The sequence below is a fragment of the Caballeronia sp. BCC1704 genome, assembly GCF_902833455.1.
GTDB lineage: Bacteria > Pseudomonadota > Gammaproteobacteria > Burkholderiales > Burkholderiaceae > Caballeronia.
In genome coordinates, this window is record NZ_CADFFT010000001.1 from 614,832 (window position 1) to 629,547 (window position 14,716).

At 64.7% G+C, this 14,716-nt stretch carries 17 protein-coding genes; 14 read left to right on the forward strand and 3 right to left on the reverse strand.

Annotation, left to right across the window (positions count from 1 at the left end):
- Positions 1–14: 14 nt before the first annotated feature.
- The 4 genes from HWX53_RS02875 to HWX53_RS02890 all read left to right on the forward strand — a co-directional run bounded on the left by HWX53_RS02875 (position 15) and on the right by HWX53_RS02890 (position 1,875).
- Entirely contained in the window at positions 15–155 is a 141-nt protein-coding gene (locus HWX53_RS02875) for a cytochrome oxidase small assembly protein (RefSeq protein ID WP_175939247.1), read from the forward strand.
- Position 156: 1 nt separating this feature from the next.
- A complete protein-coding gene (locus tag HWX53_RS02880) occupies positions 157–729 on the forward strand; it encodes a cytochrome c oxidase assembly protein (RefSeq protein ID WP_175939249.1) in 573 nt (190 codons plus the stop codon).
- A gap of 5 nt (positions 730–734) precedes the next feature.
- Complete coding sequence (locus HWX53_RS02885; RefSeq protein WP_175939251.1) at positions 735–938, forward strand: DUF2970 domain-containing protein; 204 nt, start codon at positions 735–737, stop codon at positions 936–938.
- Between the two features lie 79 nt (positions 939–1,017).
- Positions 1,018–1,875, forward strand: coding sequence for a cytochrome c oxidase subunit 3 (locus HWX53_RS02890; RefSeq protein WP_175939252.1), 858 nt, complete (start codon positions 1,018–1,020; stop codon positions 1,873–1,875).
- A 129-nt stretch (positions 1,876–2,004) separates the two neighbouring features.
- Here the strand turns inward: HWX53_RS02890 and HWX53_RS02895 are convergent, their stop codons facing one another.
- On the reverse strand, positions 2,005–2,214 hold the full coding sequence (locus HWX53_RS02895; RefSeq protein WP_175939254.1) for a twin transmembrane helix small protein: 210 nt from the start codon (positions 2,212–2,214) through the stop codon (positions 2,005–2,007).
- A gap of 130 nt (positions 2,215–2,344) precedes the next feature.
- On the opposite strand from HWX53_RS02895, the gene HWX53_RS02900 reads away from it, so the two are divergent.
- Genes HWX53_RS02900 through HWX53_RS02920 form a run of 5 tightly spaced genes read left to right on the forward strand, consistent with a single transcriptional unit; the run spans position 2,345 to position 6,394 of the window.
- Positions 2,345–3,094 (forward strand): SURF1 family protein, encoded by a 750-nt coding sequence (locus HWX53_RS02900; RefSeq protein ID WP_175939256.1) that lies wholly within the window; start codon positions 2,345–2,347, stop codon positions 3,092–3,094.
- A 22-nt stretch (positions 3,095–3,116) separates the two neighbouring features.
- Positions 3,117–3,755, forward strand: a complete 639-nt coding sequence (locus HWX53_RS02905; RefSeq protein WP_175939258.1) for a cytochrome C oxidase subunit I — start codon at positions 3,117–3,119, stop codon at positions 3,753–3,755.
- A gap of 21 nt (positions 3,756–3,776) precedes the next feature.
- Complete coding sequence (locus HWX53_RS02910; protein WP_175939260.1) at positions 3,777–4,889, forward strand: COX15/CtaA family protein; 1,113 nt, start codon at positions 3,777–3,779, stop codon at positions 4,887–4,889.
- A gap of 12 nt (positions 4,890–4,901) precedes the next feature.
- Complete coding sequence (gene cyoE, locus HWX53_RS02915) at positions 4,902–5,807, forward strand: heme o synthase (RefSeq protein ID WP_175939263.1); 906 nt, start codon at positions 4,902–4,904, stop codon at positions 5,805–5,807.
- A complete protein-coding gene (locus HWX53_RS02920) occupies positions 5,804–6,394 on the forward strand; it encodes an SCO family protein (RefSeq protein ID WP_175939264.1) in 591 nt (196 codons plus the stop codon). Before cyoE ends, HWX53_RS02920 begins: the two co-directional genes overlap by 4 nt.
- A 39-nt stretch (positions 6,395–6,433) precedes the next feature.
- Here the strand turns inward: HWX53_RS02920 and HWX53_RS02925 are convergent, their stop codons facing one another.
- Positions 6,434–6,730, reverse strand: coding sequence for a YciI family protein (locus HWX53_RS02925; RefSeq protein WP_175939266.1), 297 nt, complete (start codon positions 6,728–6,730; stop codon positions 6,434–6,436).
- A 195-nt stretch (positions 6,731–6,925) separates the two neighbouring features.
- Between HWX53_RS02925 and HWX53_RS02930 the strand changes: the two genes are divergently transcribed.
- The gene (locus tag HWX53_RS02930) at positions 6,926–7,738 is read left to right on the forward strand and encodes a MetQ/NlpA family ABC transporter substrate-binding protein (protein WP_175939268.1); all 813 of its coding nucleotides are present in this window, start codon (positions 6,926–6,928) and stop codon (positions 7,736–7,738) included.
- A 61-nt stretch (positions 7,739–7,799) separates the two neighbouring features.
- Here the strand turns inward: HWX53_RS02930 and HWX53_RS02935 are convergent, their stop codons facing one another.
- Complete coding sequence (locus HWX53_RS02935; protein ID WP_244139989.1) at positions 7,800–8,615, reverse strand: bifunctional helix-turn-helix transcriptional regulator/GNAT family N-acetyltransferase; 816 nt, start codon at positions 8,613–8,615, stop codon at positions 7,800–7,802.
- A 444-nt stretch (positions 8,616–9,059) separates the two neighbouring features.
- Here HWX53_RS02935 and HWX53_RS02940 point away from each other — a divergent pair, with 444 nt between their 5' ends.
- The 4 genes from HWX53_RS02940 (at position 9,060) to ptsP (ending at position 14,682) form a co-directional block, all read left to right on the forward strand.
- On the forward strand, positions 9,060–9,794 hold the full coding sequence (locus tag HWX53_RS02940; RefSeq protein WP_175939272.1) for a GntR family transcriptional regulator: 735 nt from the start codon (positions 9,060–9,062) through the stop codon (positions 9,792–9,794).
- Positions 9,795–9,977: 183 nt separating this feature from the next.
- A complete protein-coding gene (gene nagA / locus HWX53_RS02945; RefSeq protein WP_175939274.1) occupies positions 9,978–11,084 on the forward strand; it encodes an N-acetylglucosamine-6-phosphate deacetylase in 1,107 nt (368 codons plus the stop codon).
- Positions 11,074–12,081 (forward strand): SIS domain-containing protein, encoded by a 1,008-nt coding sequence (locus HWX53_RS02950; protein WP_175940581.1) that lies wholly within the window; start codon positions 11,074–11,076, stop codon positions 12,079–12,081. The genes nagA and HWX53_RS02950 overlap by 11 nt, the downstream gene beginning before the upstream one ends.
- 12 nt (positions 12,082–12,093) lie before the next feature.
- Positions 12,094–14,682, forward strand: coding sequence for a phosphoenolpyruvate--protein phosphotransferase (gene ptsP / locus HWX53_RS02955; RefSeq protein ID WP_175939276.1), 2,589 nt, complete (start codon positions 12,094–12,096; stop codon positions 14,680–14,682).
- The last annotated feature ends 34 nt before the right edge of the window (positions 14,683–14,716 follow it).

Sequence of the window (14,716 nt, forward strand, 5' to 3'; positions counted from 1 at the left end):
CGAGCAAGAAACGCATGGCCCCGAATCCACAAAAAAGACGCTCCCGCGAGGACATCCGCGCGGGCAACAAGCGGCTCGGTTTCATCATGGTGCTGATCGCCGCCGTCTTTTTTCTGGGTATCGTCGTCAGGCAATACCTGTTGTCGCGAGGCTAACGTGTCCACTCAGCAGGAAGATTCTCATATCGACCGCTCGTTCAACCGGTCGATGCTGCTCAAGTTGTTCGTCGTCGCGGCGATGATGTTCGGCTTCGGCTTCGCGCTCGTGCCGATGTACCGCGCGATCTGCCAGATCACGGGCATCAACAATCTCGTGCAGCGCGATGTCGGCGCGCGCGAGGCGAAGAACACGCAGGTCGATGCCAGCCGCACCGTGTCCATCGAATTCGATGCGAATGCGCGCGGGCCGCTGCAGTTCAAGCCGGAGCAGTCGAATCTCGACATCCACCCCGGCGAAGTGATGACGGTGATGTATCAGGTGACGAACGAGCAGGGGCGCACGGTGAAGGCGCAGGCCATTCCGAGCTACGCGCCGAAGCAGGCCACCGAGTATTTCAAGAAGATCGAATGCTTCTGTTTCACCCAGCAGACGCTCGCGCCGAACGAGACGAAGCGCATGCCGGTGGTGTTCGTCGTCGATCCGAAGCTGCCGAAGGACGTGAAGACCATCACGCTGTCGTACACGTTCTTCGAACTCGACGCGCCGAAGACGGTCGCGAAGGGAACGTGAACATCATGAACGGACGGACGCAGAAGGGCGGCGGGTTCGTGAAGCTGGTGAAGGCCGTGTTCTGGTCGTTCTTCGGCGTGCGGCGGCGGGCCGACCTGGAAAACGACGCCGCGCAGCTGAATCCGCTGCATCTGATCGCGGCTGGCGTGATTGGTGCTGCGCTTTTCATCGTCGTGCTGCTGGTGATCGTGCGCGCGGTGGTTCGGTAGGGCAACCCAAAGCGCGCTCGCGCCGAACGGCGCTGCGGCAAAATAATTCAAGCAACTGGATCGAAGTGGAGAATCAACGATGAGCGGTCAAAACGAGAGCCCGTACTATTTCGTGCCGCATCCGTCACGGCATCCGATCATGGCTGCGTGCGGCTTGCTGGTAATGCTGTCGTCGCTGGCGGCGTGGGTCAACGGGCATTCCTTGGCGCCGTTCGGCACGCTGCTCGGCCTGCTGTTTTTGCTGTTCGTGCTGTGGCACTGGTTCGGCGACGCGATCTCGGAATCCGAAGGCGGCATGTACGGCAAGCGCGTGGATGTGTCGTACCGCTGGAGCATGAGCTGGTTCATCTTCTCCGAAGTCATGTTCTTCGGCGCGTTCTTCGGCGCGCTGTTTTACGCGCGCGCCATCGCGCTGCACGAATTGGGCAGCCTCGACTACAAGCTGATCTGGCCGGACTTCTCCGCCGTGTGGCCGAACAACGGTCCCGCCGCGCTGGTTCCGCATTTCCGCGCGATGGTGCCGTGGCCCCTGCCGACCATCAACACGGCGCTGCTGCTTTCGTCCGGCGCGACGCTGACGGTGGCGCACCACGCGCTGCGGGAAGATCATCGCAAGAAGGCGATCGGCTGGCTCGCCGCGACCGTGCTGCTCGGCGTCATCTTCCTGTTCTGCCAGGGCTACGAATACTTCCACGCGTACAACGAACTGAACCTGACGCTCGCATCCGGCGTGTACGGCTCGACGTTCTTCCTGCTCACGGGCTTCCACGGCTTCCACGTGTTCCTGGGCGGCACGATGCTGGCTGTGGTGATGGTCCGGCTGATTCGCGGACACTTCACGCCAGAGCATCACTTCGCGTTCGAAGGCGCCGCGTGGTACTGGCACTTCGTGGACGTCGTGTGGCTCGGGTTGTACGTCGTCGTCTACTGGCTGTAACTGCGCGTCTCCGCGGGCTCAAGGCCCGCCGCGCAAGCACGCCGCCCTGACGTTCGAGGGCGGCGTTTTGTTTTGTTTCGCGACGTTGCCGCGACAATACGCCTCGTTCTTGCGAACCTTCGCGGCGGGTTATCGTCCGAGGGGAATGCCCGTCGACTGAATCCAGCCCATCCAGTGAGCGAACAGGATGAACAGGAAGAGCGAGATGGACAGCCCGACGCGCATGGCGAGCGACCACACCATCCGCTTGGTCTTGCCGCGGTCGGTCATCATGAAGTACAGCGCCGAGGCGAGGCTGCCGAGAATGAGGATGAAAGCGATGGCGACGATAATGTGCATAAACCAGCCGGCAAAGTTGCTCAACTTGCCCGGATAACGCATCGAGCAGTATGGAAACGAGTCATCTCATTATCTCACTCGACGGATCGCGCCGCGCGGCGGCGCGCGCCGTCGCGCGGCGGCTGCGGTCATGAAGATTCGCTTCTGGCCCACGCTCGTCATCTTGATCGTCGTTGCCGTGACGGTGCGCCTCGGATTCTGGCAGCGCGACCGCGCGCATCAGAAAGAGGCGCTCAACGCGCGCATCACGGCCTTCGCGAATGCGCCGGCCACGCGCGTGGGCGTCGATCCGATTCCGCTGCAATCCGTCGAATTCCACCGGGTGCAGGCGCGCGGCGAGTTCATGCCGGAGCGCGTCGTCTATCTCGATAATCGTCCATATAACGACCAGCCGGGCTTTTATGTCGTGATGCCGCTTAAACTCGAGGGCGGCGGCTACGTGCTCGTCAATCGTGGATGGCTGCCGCGCAATCTGGCTGATCGCACGGGCATCGAGCCGTACGAGACGCCGAAGGGCGTCGTCGACGTCGAAGGCATTGCCCGCGCCAATCCGTCGCAGGCGTTCGAACTGGGAACGGGCGGGTCGGCCGGGCACCAGCAGATTCGCCAGAATCTCAGCATTCCGGCCTATGCCGCCGAAACCGGGCTCGCGTTTCAGCCGTTCGTGATCCAGCAGACGAACGACACGCACGACCGGCTCGTGCGCGACTGGCCCGCGCCGACGATGGGCGTCGAGCGCAATTACGGCTACATGCTCCAGTGGTGGGGCATGGCCGCCGCCGCCGTGGGCTTCGGGCTGTATGCGGCCCGCCGCGCCGCGAAGAAAGACGACACGCGTGTCGTAGACGACCCCGACGACGAAGCCGCCGGCCAGGCGTGACTCAACTCTCACCGAATTCTTGATGCCATCTCAACGTCCCACGACTGCCGACAAGCCCCGCACGCCCCCGAAAGGATCGTGGATCAGCGGGCGCTGGATGCTCGTGCTGCTCGCGCTCGTCTGCGCGGCGCCGGTCATCGCTTCGTATCTCATGTACTACGTGTTCAAGCCTGCGGGCGGCACATCGAGCTATGGCGCGCTGATCGATCCGCAGCGGCCGATTCCTTCGCAACTCGTCGTCACCGACGAGAAAGGGCAGGCCATGCCGCTCAAGTCACTCGAAGGCAAGTGGCTGATGATCACGGTCAACGGCAGCGCTTGCGACGAGCAATGCGTCACGCGCCTCTATTACATGCGGCAAGTGCGCGTGCTGCAATCGGCGGAACGCGAGCGCGTGGTCAACGTCTGGCTGCGCACGGATGACAAGCCCGTGGCCGACGTCATCAAGACGGCGTATCCGCAGCCGGACACGCGCATGCTGATCGCCGATCCGCGCGCGGTCGCGGACTGGCTGCCGGTCGCTGACGGCGGCAGCATCACGGACCACATCTATCTGGTGGACCCGAACGGCAATCTGATGATGCGCTTCCCGAAGAACCCCGATCCCAAGAAGATCAACGCGGATCTGGCGAAGCTGCTGAAGTGGTCGCGGATCGGCTAACACGCGGGTTGAAGGTGAAACATGAGTTATGTATTGCAATTGGGGATGATCGGCTTGTGCATTGCGCTGCTGCCGCTGTCCTTCGTCTGGGTAAAAGCCGATGACAACAAGTTCCGCAAGCTCGTCTGGCTGACCACGTTTCTGACGCTCGATCTGATCATGTTCGGCGGCTTTACGCGCCTGACCGATTCCGGCCTCGGCTGCCCGGACTGGCCGGGCTGCTACGGCACGTCGTCGCCGTTCATCGCGCACGCGCAGATTGCTGCCGCATATCAGGCGATGCCCACCGGCCCGGTCAGCATGGTCAAGGCGTGGATCGAAATGCTGCACCGCTACTTCGCGATGGCGATCGGCGTGCTGATCATCGCGCAGGTCATCATTGCGTGGACGGCGCGCATCAAGCGTCGTCCGCTGCACGTGTCGCCGTGGTGGCCCACCGGCATCCTGCTGCTGATCTGCCTGCAAGGCGCGTTCGGCGCGTGGACCGTCACGTTGAAGCTGCAACCGGTCATCGTCACGACGCATTTGCTGCTCGGACTCGCGCTGCTCGGCGCGCTCGGCTGGCTCGCGGCACGCCAGACGCCGATTCCGTCGCTCGATCCCGCAGCCGCGCGCTGGATGCCGGCCGCGCTCTTCGGCCTCGCGTTGCTCGTGGTGCAAATCGCGCTCGGCGGCTGGGTGAGCACGAACTATGCTGTACTGGCCTGCACGGACTTTCCACTTTGCAACGGCCAATGGATTCCGCCGATGAACTTCGAACACGGCTTTCACCTGTGGCGCGCGCTCGGCATGACGGGCGAAGGCGATGTGATCTCGCAGGACGCGCTCGTCGCGATCCACTGGACGCATCGCACGTTCGCGGTCGTCGTCGTGCTGTATCTGCTGTGGCTGGCCGCGAGATTGCGCCGCTTCGAATCGCTGCGCAAGCCGGCGAACGGCGTGCTCGCGGTCATCGTCATCCAGTTCTTGACCGGCATGTCGAACATCGTGCTGCAATGGCCGCTGCCTATTGCCGTCGCCCATAACGGCGGGGCCGCGATCCTGCTGCTCCTGCTCGTCATGCTAAACTTTCGAATCTCTTCCAGCCGTCCCGGCCGCGCCGCGCTTCCCGCACGCGACGTCGTTTCAGCGTGATGGCGCCTTCCCATGGATAGCACGACACTCAATTCCCCTCTCGGCAGCCGCGTCTCGCAATACATTGCGCTGACGAAGCCGCGCGTCACGCAGCTCGCCGTGTTCTGCGCCGTCATCGGCATGTTTCTCTCGACGCCCGGCATGGTTCCGTGGACGAAGTTGCTCGGCGGCGGCATCGGCATCTGGCTGCTGGCGGGCGCGGCGTTCGCCATCAACTGCCTCGTCGAGCAGAAAGTGGATGCGAAGATGCGCCGCACCGCATGGCGTCCGTCGGCGCGCGGGCAAATCACGAGCACGCAGATTCTGACCTTCTCCGCGGTGCTCGGCGGCATCGGCATGTGGACGCTGTACCGCTTCACCAATCCGCTGACGATGTGGCTCACGCTCGCGACTTTCGTCGGCTACGCGGTCATTTACACGCTGCTGCTCAAGCCGTACACGCCGCAGAACATCGTGATCGGCGGCGCGTCGGGCGCCATGCCGCCCGCGCTCGGCTGGGCGGCGGTCACGGGCGCGGTGCCCGGCGACGCGTGGATACTCGTGCTCATCATCTTCGTCTGGACGCCGCCGCATTTCTGGGCGCTCGCGCTGTATCGCCGCAAAGACTACGAGAACGCCGGCCTGCCGATGCTGCCCGTCACGCATGGCGAAAAGTACACGCTGCTGAACATTTTTCTGTACACCATCGTGCTGTTTGCGGTCACGTTGATGCCGTTCGTTTCCGGCATGAGCGGCGTCGTGTATCTGGCAAGCGCGGTCGGACTCGGTGCGGTGTTCTTGGGCTACACGTGGAAGCTGTATCGCGAATACTCGGACGCCCTCGCGCGCAAGACCTTCCGCTATTCCATCGTGTATTTGTCGTTGCTCTTCGGCGCGTTGCTCGTCGATCACTACGTTCGCACGGTGATCGGCGCATGAGGCAGATCGTCCGTCGGCTGTTCGCGCTGTTGGTCTGCGCGTTGGCCTTGTGCGCATGCGATAAGGCGCCCGATTTCAAGAACCTGGACATCACCGGCAACAAGCAGTTCGGCAGCGACTTTTCGTTGCCGGATACGACCGGAAAGACGCGCACGCTTGCCGACTTCAAAGGCAAGGCGGTCGTGCTGTTCTTCGGCTACACGCATTGCCCGGACGTTTGCCCGACGACGCTCGCGGAACTGTCGCAAGCCATGCAGCAACTCGGCGACAAGGCAAAGGACGTGCAAGTGCTGATGGTCACCGTCGATCCTGCGCGCGATACGCCCAACCTGCTCGGCCAGTACGTGACCGCGTTTAATCCGAGCTACATCGGTTTGCGCCCGGCCAATGACGCTGAACTGCAGAAGGTCGCGAAGGACTTCCGCGTGTACTACGCGAGGGCGGCAGGCAAGACGCCCGGCGACTACACGATGGATCACACCGCCGCGAGCTACGTGTTCGACAAGGACGGAGAGCTGCGGCTTTTCGCCCGCGACGGACAAGGCGTCGAACCGTGGGTCCACGATCTGAAGTTGCTGACCGACTGATCATGAGAAGCGGCCTGCGGGCCGCTTTTGCGTTCTGCGTTATGGCTTCGACGGCCGCGGCAGGCTCCATCCCGGCGCAAGACGCGTCGCCTTGAATTCGATGATCTCGTAATGCGCGAGTTGCTGCCGGGCGAACGGATCTTCCGCGATGATCTCGTCGAGCCACGCGCGGTCGATGCCCGACGCAATGATCACGCCGCCGTCGCGCGGAACCTTCGGCCCCGCCATCACGAAAACGCCCGCCGCGAAATAGCGTTCGAGGAAGAGGCGGTGTTCTTCGAGCGCATCGTCGATTTCCGCGAGTGCGCCGGTGTATCGCAGGTTGATCACATACATGTTACCGCCGTCCGAAAGTAGGTCCCAGGCCCGATTCTAAGCGGACAGCGCGCCGGATATTCACATGAGGAAACTGTATTTCCGCTCGCACCAACGCTGTGCGAACATGCGGCACGCCGGCACGCCGGCCCGACGCTCGCGCCGGAGCCGGCACGAAGTTATCCCGCAGTCATTTGCATTTGAAACAGGAAGACCATGCAGCGCAGAAATATGCTTAAAGGCCTGGCAGCCGTCGTCGCGTCGGCCGCGTTCGTCACGAGTCTCTCGGCACACGCCGACGACAAGGTCATCAAAGTCGGCACCATCAGCGGCCCTGACGCTCAGATTTGGCAAGTCGTGCAGAAGGTCGCCAAACGCGAGGGCCTCAACGTGAAGGTGGTCGAGTTCAACGACTACGTTCAGCCGAACGCCGCGCTCGACGCCGGCGATCTCGATGCGAACAGCTTTCAGCATCAGCCGTATCTGGACAGCCAGATCAAGCAGCGCGGCTACAAGATCGTGAGCGCGGGACTCACCTACATCTCGCCGCTCGGCGTGTACTCGAAGAAGCTGAAGTCGCTGAAGGACTTGCCGCAAGGCGCGAAGGTCGCGGTGCCGAACGATCCGTCGAACGAGAATCGCGCGCTGTTGCTTCTGCAGTCGCAAGGCGTCATCAAGCTGAAGGCGGGCGCGGGCGCAAACGGCAACAACGCGACGGCGCTCGATGTCGCGGAGAACCCGAAGAAGATCAAGCTGGTCGAACTCGACGCGGCGCAACTGCCGCGCACGCTTGCTGATGTGGACGCCGCCGCCATCAATACGAACTTCGCGCTGGCCGCGGGCCTGCAGCCGACGAAAGATGCGATCGCGCTCGAAGACGTGCATAGCCCGTACGCGAACCTGATCGCGGTGCGCACGAAGGACAAGGATCAGCCGTGGGTGAAGAAGCTGGTCGCCGCGTACCAGTCCGACGACGTGCGCCAGTTCCTGAAGAGCGAGTTCAAGGGCTCGGTTGTGCCTTCGTTCTAAGCGACGGCAAAGTCATGAGCGAAACGGCGTCTCCTGGAGACGCCGTTTTCATTTGCGAGGTCTAATCGGCGTAGATGCGCCGCAACTCGCGCTCCCAGACGAGGCTTGCGTCCACGCCCTGTTGCGCTTTGAATCCGGTGCGCATGAAAAGCCCGCACAAATCTTCGCGCGCTTGATCGAGCCGGCACACGACGCTCGCGTAGCCCGCGCCCTGCGCGAAGTTCGTGCACGCGGCGACGAGCTGTTCGCCGAGACCCCGGCGGCGCGCGCCCGGCTCCACGAACAACAACTCGATGCTCGCCCGGCCGTCTGAAGCGGCGGTCAGCAACGCGGCGCCAACGCGCGCGTCGCCTTCCTGCTCCGCGACCCAGCACGCAATACGCGGGGTGTTCGTCTGCATGGCGCCGAGAAAGCGCGACACGACCCTTGCTGCGTGGGCCTCGTAGGAGAGACTCGCGCGGTCCGAGACGTCGAGGTGCGCGTGACGTTCGATCATCCAGCCGAAGTCGCCGCAGCGGGGACTGCGCAGGCGCGTGGGCGCAACGTGTGAAGCCGGCGACAACAGCCGCTCGATGTCCGCCATGGCCAGCGACAATTGCTCGATCTCGCCCGGCGCGAGCGCATTCAATAGCGACGCCGTTTCGGAGGAGACGTGCAGATCGAGCTCGTCGACCTTGGCCTTCGCTTCGGGCGTCATGGTGAGCAGATGCGCGCGGCCGTCCGATTCGTTCTTTCGGCGCACGACGAGACCGAGCTTCTGGAAATTGGTGATGAGACGGCTGAGATATCCCGTATCCAGCCCAAGGTTGCGCGACAGATCCGCGGCGGTGTGCGCGCGTTCGTGCGCGAGCTCGTGAAGAATGCGTACTTCCGTCAAGGAAAAGTGGCTCTTATGTAGGCGTTCGTGAAAAGCGCCTGCGTGACGCGCGTAAAACCGGTTGAAGCGCCGCACGGCCTCGACAGCCCGACTCCGATCAAAACATCCCATTGGCCTTTGCTCTCTCAAAAATATGTGGTTCTATTTGAATTAGTTGCGATTCCGAACTAATGAACGCATTGTGCCAAAGAAAGCACGATCGTGCGAATACGAAAATGCCCGAATTTCCGGCGCCTTCTGACAGTGGACGGCGACTGGTTCCATTCTGCCCGCTATGCGGGTAAGTCCCGATAGCGGTGTTCTTGCGACATCACCGTCTGAACAAGTTGTAACTTATTGAATCCAGACGGAATTTGACTTCCACCACGAGGCATTCGACGCGCGTTGACTGGTATTATGTTGGTTATATAATGGGCTCGACTCAACGGGGCGTGGGGTTCTTTCATGAGAGGAAATTGGAAGAATCTCACCCCGGACGAACGCAGTGATACGCCGCTTTATCTCCAGCTTGCCGCGCGTCTGGCTTCGGCCATTCACGCAGGCACATGGTCGGCGGGAGAGGCGCTGCCTTCGGAGCGCACGTTGTCGGAGGGCGTCGGCGTATCGCGTATCACGGCGCGCAAGGCAATCGCTTTGCTCGTCGAACAAGGGTTGATCAGGCGCGTGCGCGGCGCGGGCAATTTCATCACGCCGCGCGTCGAAGATCCGTTGTCCCGACTGACCGGCTTCACGCGCAAGATGGAGCAGCGCGGTTTCCTGCCCGATTCTGTGTGGCTCGGCCGCGGACTGAGGCCCGCGAATCGCGAGGAGAGCGTGCATCTGGGTTTGTCGCCCGGCGCGGTCGTCGCGAGTCTCAGGAGATTGCGGCGGGCGGACGGCATCGTGATGGCCGTCGAGCATTCCACGCTGCCTGCTTGGCTTGTGCCGGACCCGCTGCTCATCGGCGCGTCGCTGTACCGGTATCTGGAGGAGCGCGGTCAGGCAGTGGTGCGCGCGTTGCAGCACTTTCGCGCGGTGAACGCGAGCGCCGAAGTCGCCCGGCTGATGGACGTCGCGCCCGGCGCCGCGCTGCTCGTGATCACGCGCATCGGTTATTCGGCGCAACGGCGGGCGATCGAACTAACGAATACGTATTGCCGCGACGACTACTACGACTTCGTCGCGGAGTTGCATCGATGAGCGCGGGTGCAGCACGGCCGGCGTCATCAGGCATCGAAAGAAGAGAGCAACAAAGAGAACGAGAGGACCAAAAGAAGCCGTTCGCCGGCCGCGCACCGAAACATCCGCGCAGGCCAGCGTGCTCGCAGCACGGCGCGAACCGCACCTGAACCTCCTACGCATTGCGTACTTCCAGAGAACTTCATGCTGAAAGGAAACATACTGACGAACGACGGCTGGATTCACGGCACCGTGCGTTTCGAGAACGGCCGCGTGACGGCGCTCGAAGGCCATATAGCCGATCCGTCGTCGAATGACGCGCCGTACATCCTGCCGGGTTTCATCGACTTGCACGTGCACGGCGGCGGCGGCCGCGACATCATGGAAGGTGGCGACGCGGCCGATACCGTCGCGCGCCAGCACGCGCAGCACGGCACGACGAGCCTGCTCGCCACGACGATGACCGCGCCGCGCGACGAATTGATGCAGGTCGTCGCCGGCCTCGGCGAACAAGCGAAGCGCCGCGCGCCGAGCGGTGCGCGCGTGCTCGGCGTGCATCTCGAAGGACCGTACATCAATCCGGGCAAGCTCGGCGCGCAGCCGGACGCCGCCGCTATCGCCGTGCGTGACGAAGTGCTCAAGTACCTGGATCTCGCGCCGATTCGCGTCGTGACCATCGCGCCGGAGATCTCAGGTCATCTCGACATCATCTCGGAGATGGCGGCGCGCGGCGTGCGCGTGCAACTGGGCCATTCGCTCGGCACGTACGACGACGCCGTAAATGCGCTGAAGCACGGCGCGCGCGGCTTCACGCATCTCTTCAACGCGATGTCGCCGCTGCATCATCGCGATCCCGGCATGGTCGGCGCGGCGCTCGCGCATGCGGAGTACGCCGAACTGATTCCCGACCTGCTGCACGTTCACCCCGGCGCGATCCGCGCCGCCATGCGCGCCATTCCGCGACTCTACGTCGTGACCGACAGCACGTCGGCCGCCGGCATGCCGGACGGCGAATACCGCCTCGGCAGCCAGCACGTCACCAAGTGCATGGGCGGCGTGCGTCTCGCGGACGGCACGCTCGCAGGCAGCACGCTGACCATGGATCAGGCGCTGCGCAATCTCGTCTCGCTGGGCATTCCGCTCGCGGACGTTTCGAATCGCTTGTCGCGCTATCCCGCCGACTATCTCGGGCTCGAAGACCGCGGCCGCATCGCGCGCGGCGCGTGGGCCGACATGGTCGTGCTCGACCGGGACTTCGCGCTGACCGCCACTTATGTCGAAGGAGAATCGATTGTCGAATATGCTCACTGAGGCGCTGGAGTCCGCGGATGTCGTCGCGGCCCAACTCGCCGATACCTCGCGCATCGAGGCGCTCGCCGTGAAACTCGCGGAGCAGCCGCGTCACGTCGCGTTGACCGTCGCTCGCGGCAGTTCGGACCACGCCGCCAGTTATTTCGCCAGCCTGACGATGAGCCGCATCGGCGTGCCGGTCGCGTCGCTGCCGATGTCCGTCGCCACGTTGCAGCAAGCGCCGCTGCGCGTGTCCGGCCAGCTTGCCGTGGCGTTCTCGCAGTCGGGCAAGAGCCCGGATCTCGTCGGCACCATGCAGGCGTTGCGCGAAGCGGGTGCATTCACCGTCGCGGCCGTCAACGTCGCCGGCTCGCCGCTGGAAAACGCCTGCGAATACTATCTGCCGCTCCTCGCCGGGCCCGAGCTTTCGGTCGCCGCCACCAAGAGCTACATCGCGATGCTGTCGCTTTCGGCCATCGTGATCGCGCACGTTCAGCGCGACGCCGAACTGCTGAACGCGCTGAAGTCGCTGCCGGATGCGCTGCGCGCGGCGGGCAAGCTCGACTGGACGCGCGCCGTGGATGAACTGAAGGGCGTCGACCGCATGATCGTCGTCGGGCGCGGCCTCGGGCTCGCCATCGCACAGGAAGCGGCGCTCAAGCTGAAGGAAACGTCCGGCATTCAGGCCGAAGCGTTCTCGAGCGCGGAAGTGCGTCATGGTCCGATGGAGATCATCGACCGCGACTATCCGCTGCTCGTGTTCGCGCCGCGCGGGCCGGAGCAGGCGGGTCTCATCCAGTTGGCCGCGGACATGCGCGCGCGCGGCGCGCGCGTGTTGCTCGCAGCACCCGACGACGTGCCCGGCGCCGAGTTGCCGCTCGTCGCCACCGACCACCCGGCGCTCGATCCGATCGCCGCGATCCTTTCGTTCTACGTGATGGCCGCGGGTCTTGCCGCCGCGCGCGGGCGCAACCCCGACGCGCCGCGCCACCTGAACAAGGTCACCGAAACCCATTGAGTGAGATAGACGATGCGCCGTGCCGAGGAGTCCGTGTTGAACCATTCCACCGATAACCCGAGCGATATCGTTCTGCTCGCTCCGTTTACCGGTCCCGTCGTGCCGCTCGCCGACGTGCCCGACCCTGTGTTCGCGCAGGGGATGTTCGGCGACGGCATCGGCATCGATCCGCTCGATAACGTGCTTCTCGCGCCGTGCGACGGCACGGTGACGCATCTGGCGCGCACGCATCACGCGGTCACGCTGCGCACGGCAGCGGGCGCGGAAATTCTCGTGCATATCGGCATCGACACCGTCGAGCTGGGCGGCGAGGGGTTCGCGCCGATGGTCGAACAAGGCGCGACCGTGCGCGCGGGCCAGCCGCTCATCGAATTCAACGCGGATTTCGTCGCACAGCACGCGCCGAGTCTCGTCTCGGTGATCGCGGTCGCCAATAGCGACGCGTTCGAAGTCGCCCAGCGCGCCGGCCGTGGCGTGCTGAAGGCGGGCGCGCGCATGCTCGTGCTGCGCCCGAAGGACGGCGCGGCGGCGCACGTGGCGCGCTCGTCGTCCAACGTGATGACCGAAGCGCGCCGCACCGTCACGCTGGCCCACGCGGGCGGCTTGCACGCGCGGCCGGCGGCGCGGGCGCGTGAAGCAGCGCGCGGCCTGGACGCAAAGGTCGAAGTGCGCTTCGAAGGCCGCAAGGCGCCGGTCGAAAGCGTGGTCGGCCTGCTCGGGCTCGGCGCGGGCGAGGGCGCGACCATCGAACTCGTCGGCATCGGCGCGCAGGCGCAAGAAGCGGTGGATGCCGTCGCCACCGAACTGCTGCGCGCGGCGCAAGGCGAAGTGGAAGAGACGCCCGCGCGTGAGAAGTCTCCCGCGCCGGTCGCGGCGGTTCGCGCGTCCGCCGAGCCGCTGCCGCCGAACACGCTCGCGGGCGTGTGCGCGGCACCGGGCATCGCGGTCGGCAAGCTGGTGCGCTGGGACGATCAGGAAATCGTGCCGCCCGAACAGGCGAGCGGTCCGTCGGCGGCGGAGAGCCGCGCGCTGGATAAAGCCATCGCGCAAGTCGATGCCGACCTCGAAGTCACCGTGCGCACTGCGTCGCAGCGCGGCGCAGTCGGCGAGGCGGGCATTTTCGCGGTGCATCGCGTGCTGCTGGAAGACCCGACGCTCGTCGATGCCGCCCGCGATCTGATCAGCCTCGGCAAGAGCGCGGGCTTCGCGTGGCGCGAGGCGATCCGCGCGCAGATCGCGCTACTGAACAACGTGAACGACGCGCTGCTCGCCGAACGCGCGGCCGACCTGCGCGACATCGAAAAGCGCGTGCTGCGCGCGCTCGGTCTCACGAATACGGCGGCGCGCGCGCTGCCGGAAGAGGCGGTGCTCGCGGCCGTCGAATTCACGCCGTCGGATCTCGCGTCGATCGACCGCACGCGCGTCACCGCGCTCGTGATGTCGCGCGGCGGAGCGACCTCGCACGCGGCGATCATCGCGCGGCAGATCGGCATTCCGGCGCTGGTCGCGATCGGCGATGCGCTGCACGGGATTGCTGAAGACGCGCAGGTGGTCGTGGATGCGTCGGCGGGCCGCCTCGAATATGCGCCGAGCGCGCTCGATGTCGAACGGGCGCGTCACGAGCGCGAGCGTCTCGCCGGCGTGCGCGAGGCGAACCGCAAGATGTCGCAGCAAGCGGCATCGACGCGCGACGGCCGTCATGTCGAAATCGCAGCGAACATCGCCACGCTCGACGACGCCAAGGCCGCCGTCGAGAACGGCGCGGACGCCGTGGGCCTCTTGCGCACCGAACTGCTGTTCATTCATCGCCAGGCTGCGCCGACGGTCGCGGAACACACGTCGAGCTATCAGGAAATCGTCGAGGCGCTGGCCGGCCGCAGCGCGATCATTCGCACGCTGGATGTCGGCGCCGACAAGGAAGTGGACTATCTGACGCTGCCGCCCGAAGAGAATCCGGCGCTCGGCTTGCGCGGCATCCGGCTCGCGCAAGTACGCCCCGAACTGCTCGACGACCAGCTGCGCGGCCTGCTCGCCGTCAAGCCGGCGGGCGCGGTCCGCATTCTCCTGCCGATGGTCACCGATGCCGGCGAACTGCAGCGCCTGCGCGCGCGCATCGACGAACTGGCGCGCGAAGCCGGCCGCACGGAGCCGGTGGAAGTGGGCGTGATGATCGAAGTGCCGTCGGCGGCGATGCTGGCCGATCAACTCGCGAAGTACGCGGATTTCTTCTCGATCGGCACGAACGATCTTACGCAATACACGCTCGCGATGGACCGCTGCCAGCCCGATCTCGCCGCGCAGTCCGACGGCCTGCATCCGGCCGTGCTGCGGCTCATCAAAACGACGGTGCAGGGCGCGGAAAAGCACGGCAAGTGGGTTGGCGTGTGCGGCGCGCTCGGCGGCGATCCGCTCGCGGTGCCGCTGCTCGTGGGCCTCGGCGTGACGGAACTGTCGGTGGATCCGTCCGCGGTGCCGGGCATCAAGGCGCGCGTGCGCAATCTCGATTACCAGCTTTGCCGTCAGCGCGCGGAAGACGTGCTCGCGCTCGAATCGGCGCAGGCAGTAAGAGCGGCCAGCCGCGAAATCTGGCCGCAGGACTAAACGCTTGATGCTTCTTTCCTAGCCACAACCCGAG

What these genes read in the sequence shown, in the direction of transcription:
- HWX53_RS02875 (WP_175939247.1), top strand. Translation starts at nt 15, where the DNA reads ATGGCCCCGAATCCACAAAAAAGACGCTCCCGCGAGGACATCCGCGCG.
- HWX53_RS02885 (WP_175939251.1), top strand. Translation starts at nt 735, where the DNA reads ATGAACGGACGGACGCAGAAGGGCGGCGGGTTCGTGAAGCTGGTGAAG.
- HWX53_RS02890 (WP_175939252.1), top strand. Translation starts at nt 1,018, where the DNA reads ATGAGCGGTCAAAACGAGAGCCCGTACTATTTCGTGCCGCATCCGTCA.
- HWX53_RS02895 (WP_175939254.1), bottom strand. Translation starts at nt 2,214, where the DNA reads ATGCACATTATCGTCGCCATCGCTTTCATCCTCATTCTCGGCAGCCTC.
- HWX53_RS02900 (WP_175939256.1), top strand. Translation starts at nt 2,345, where the DNA reads ATGAAGATTCGCTTCTGGCCCACGCTCGTCATCTTGATCGTCGTTGCC.
- HWX53_RS02905 (WP_175939258.1), top strand. Translation starts at nt 3,117, where the DNA reads ATGCCATCTCAACGTCCCACGACTGCCGACAAGCCCCGCACGCCCCCG.
- HWX53_RS02910 (WP_175939260.1), top strand. Translation starts at nt 3,777, where the DNA reads ATGAGTTATGTATTGCAATTGGGGATGATCGGCTTGTGCATTGCGCTG.
- cyoE (WP_175939263.1), top strand. Translation starts at nt 4,902, where the DNA reads ATGGATAGCACGACACTCAATTCCCCTCTCGGCAGCCGCGTCTCGCAA.
- HWX53_RS02920 (WP_175939264.1), top strand. Translation starts at nt 5,804, where the DNA reads ATGAGGCAGATCGTCCGTCGGCTGTTCGCGCTGTTGGTCTGCGCGTTG.
- HWX53_RS02925 (WP_175939266.1), bottom strand. Translation starts at nt 6,730, where the DNA reads ATGTATGTGATCAACCTGCGATACACCGGCGCACTCGCGGAAATCGAC.
- HWX53_RS02930 (WP_175939268.1), top strand. Translation starts at nt 6,926, where the DNA reads ATGCAGCGCAGAAATATGCTTAAAGGCCTGGCAGCCGTCGTCGCGTCG.
- HWX53_RS02940 (WP_175939272.1), top strand. Translation starts at nt 9,060, where the DNA reads ATGAGAGGAAATTGGAAGAATCTCACCCCGGACGAACGCAGTGATACG.
- nagA (WP_175939274.1), top strand. Translation starts at nt 9,978, where the DNA reads ATGCTGAAAGGAAACATACTGACGAACGACGGCTGGATTCACGGCACC.
- HWX53_RS02950 (WP_175940581.1), top strand. Translation starts at nt 11,074, where the DNA reads ATGCTCACTGAGGCGCTGGAGTCCGCGGATGTCGTCGCGGCCCAACTC.
- ptsP (WP_175939276.1), top strand. Translation starts at nt 12,094, where the DNA reads ATGCGCCGTGCCGAGGAGTCCGTGTTGAACCATTCCACCGATAACCCG.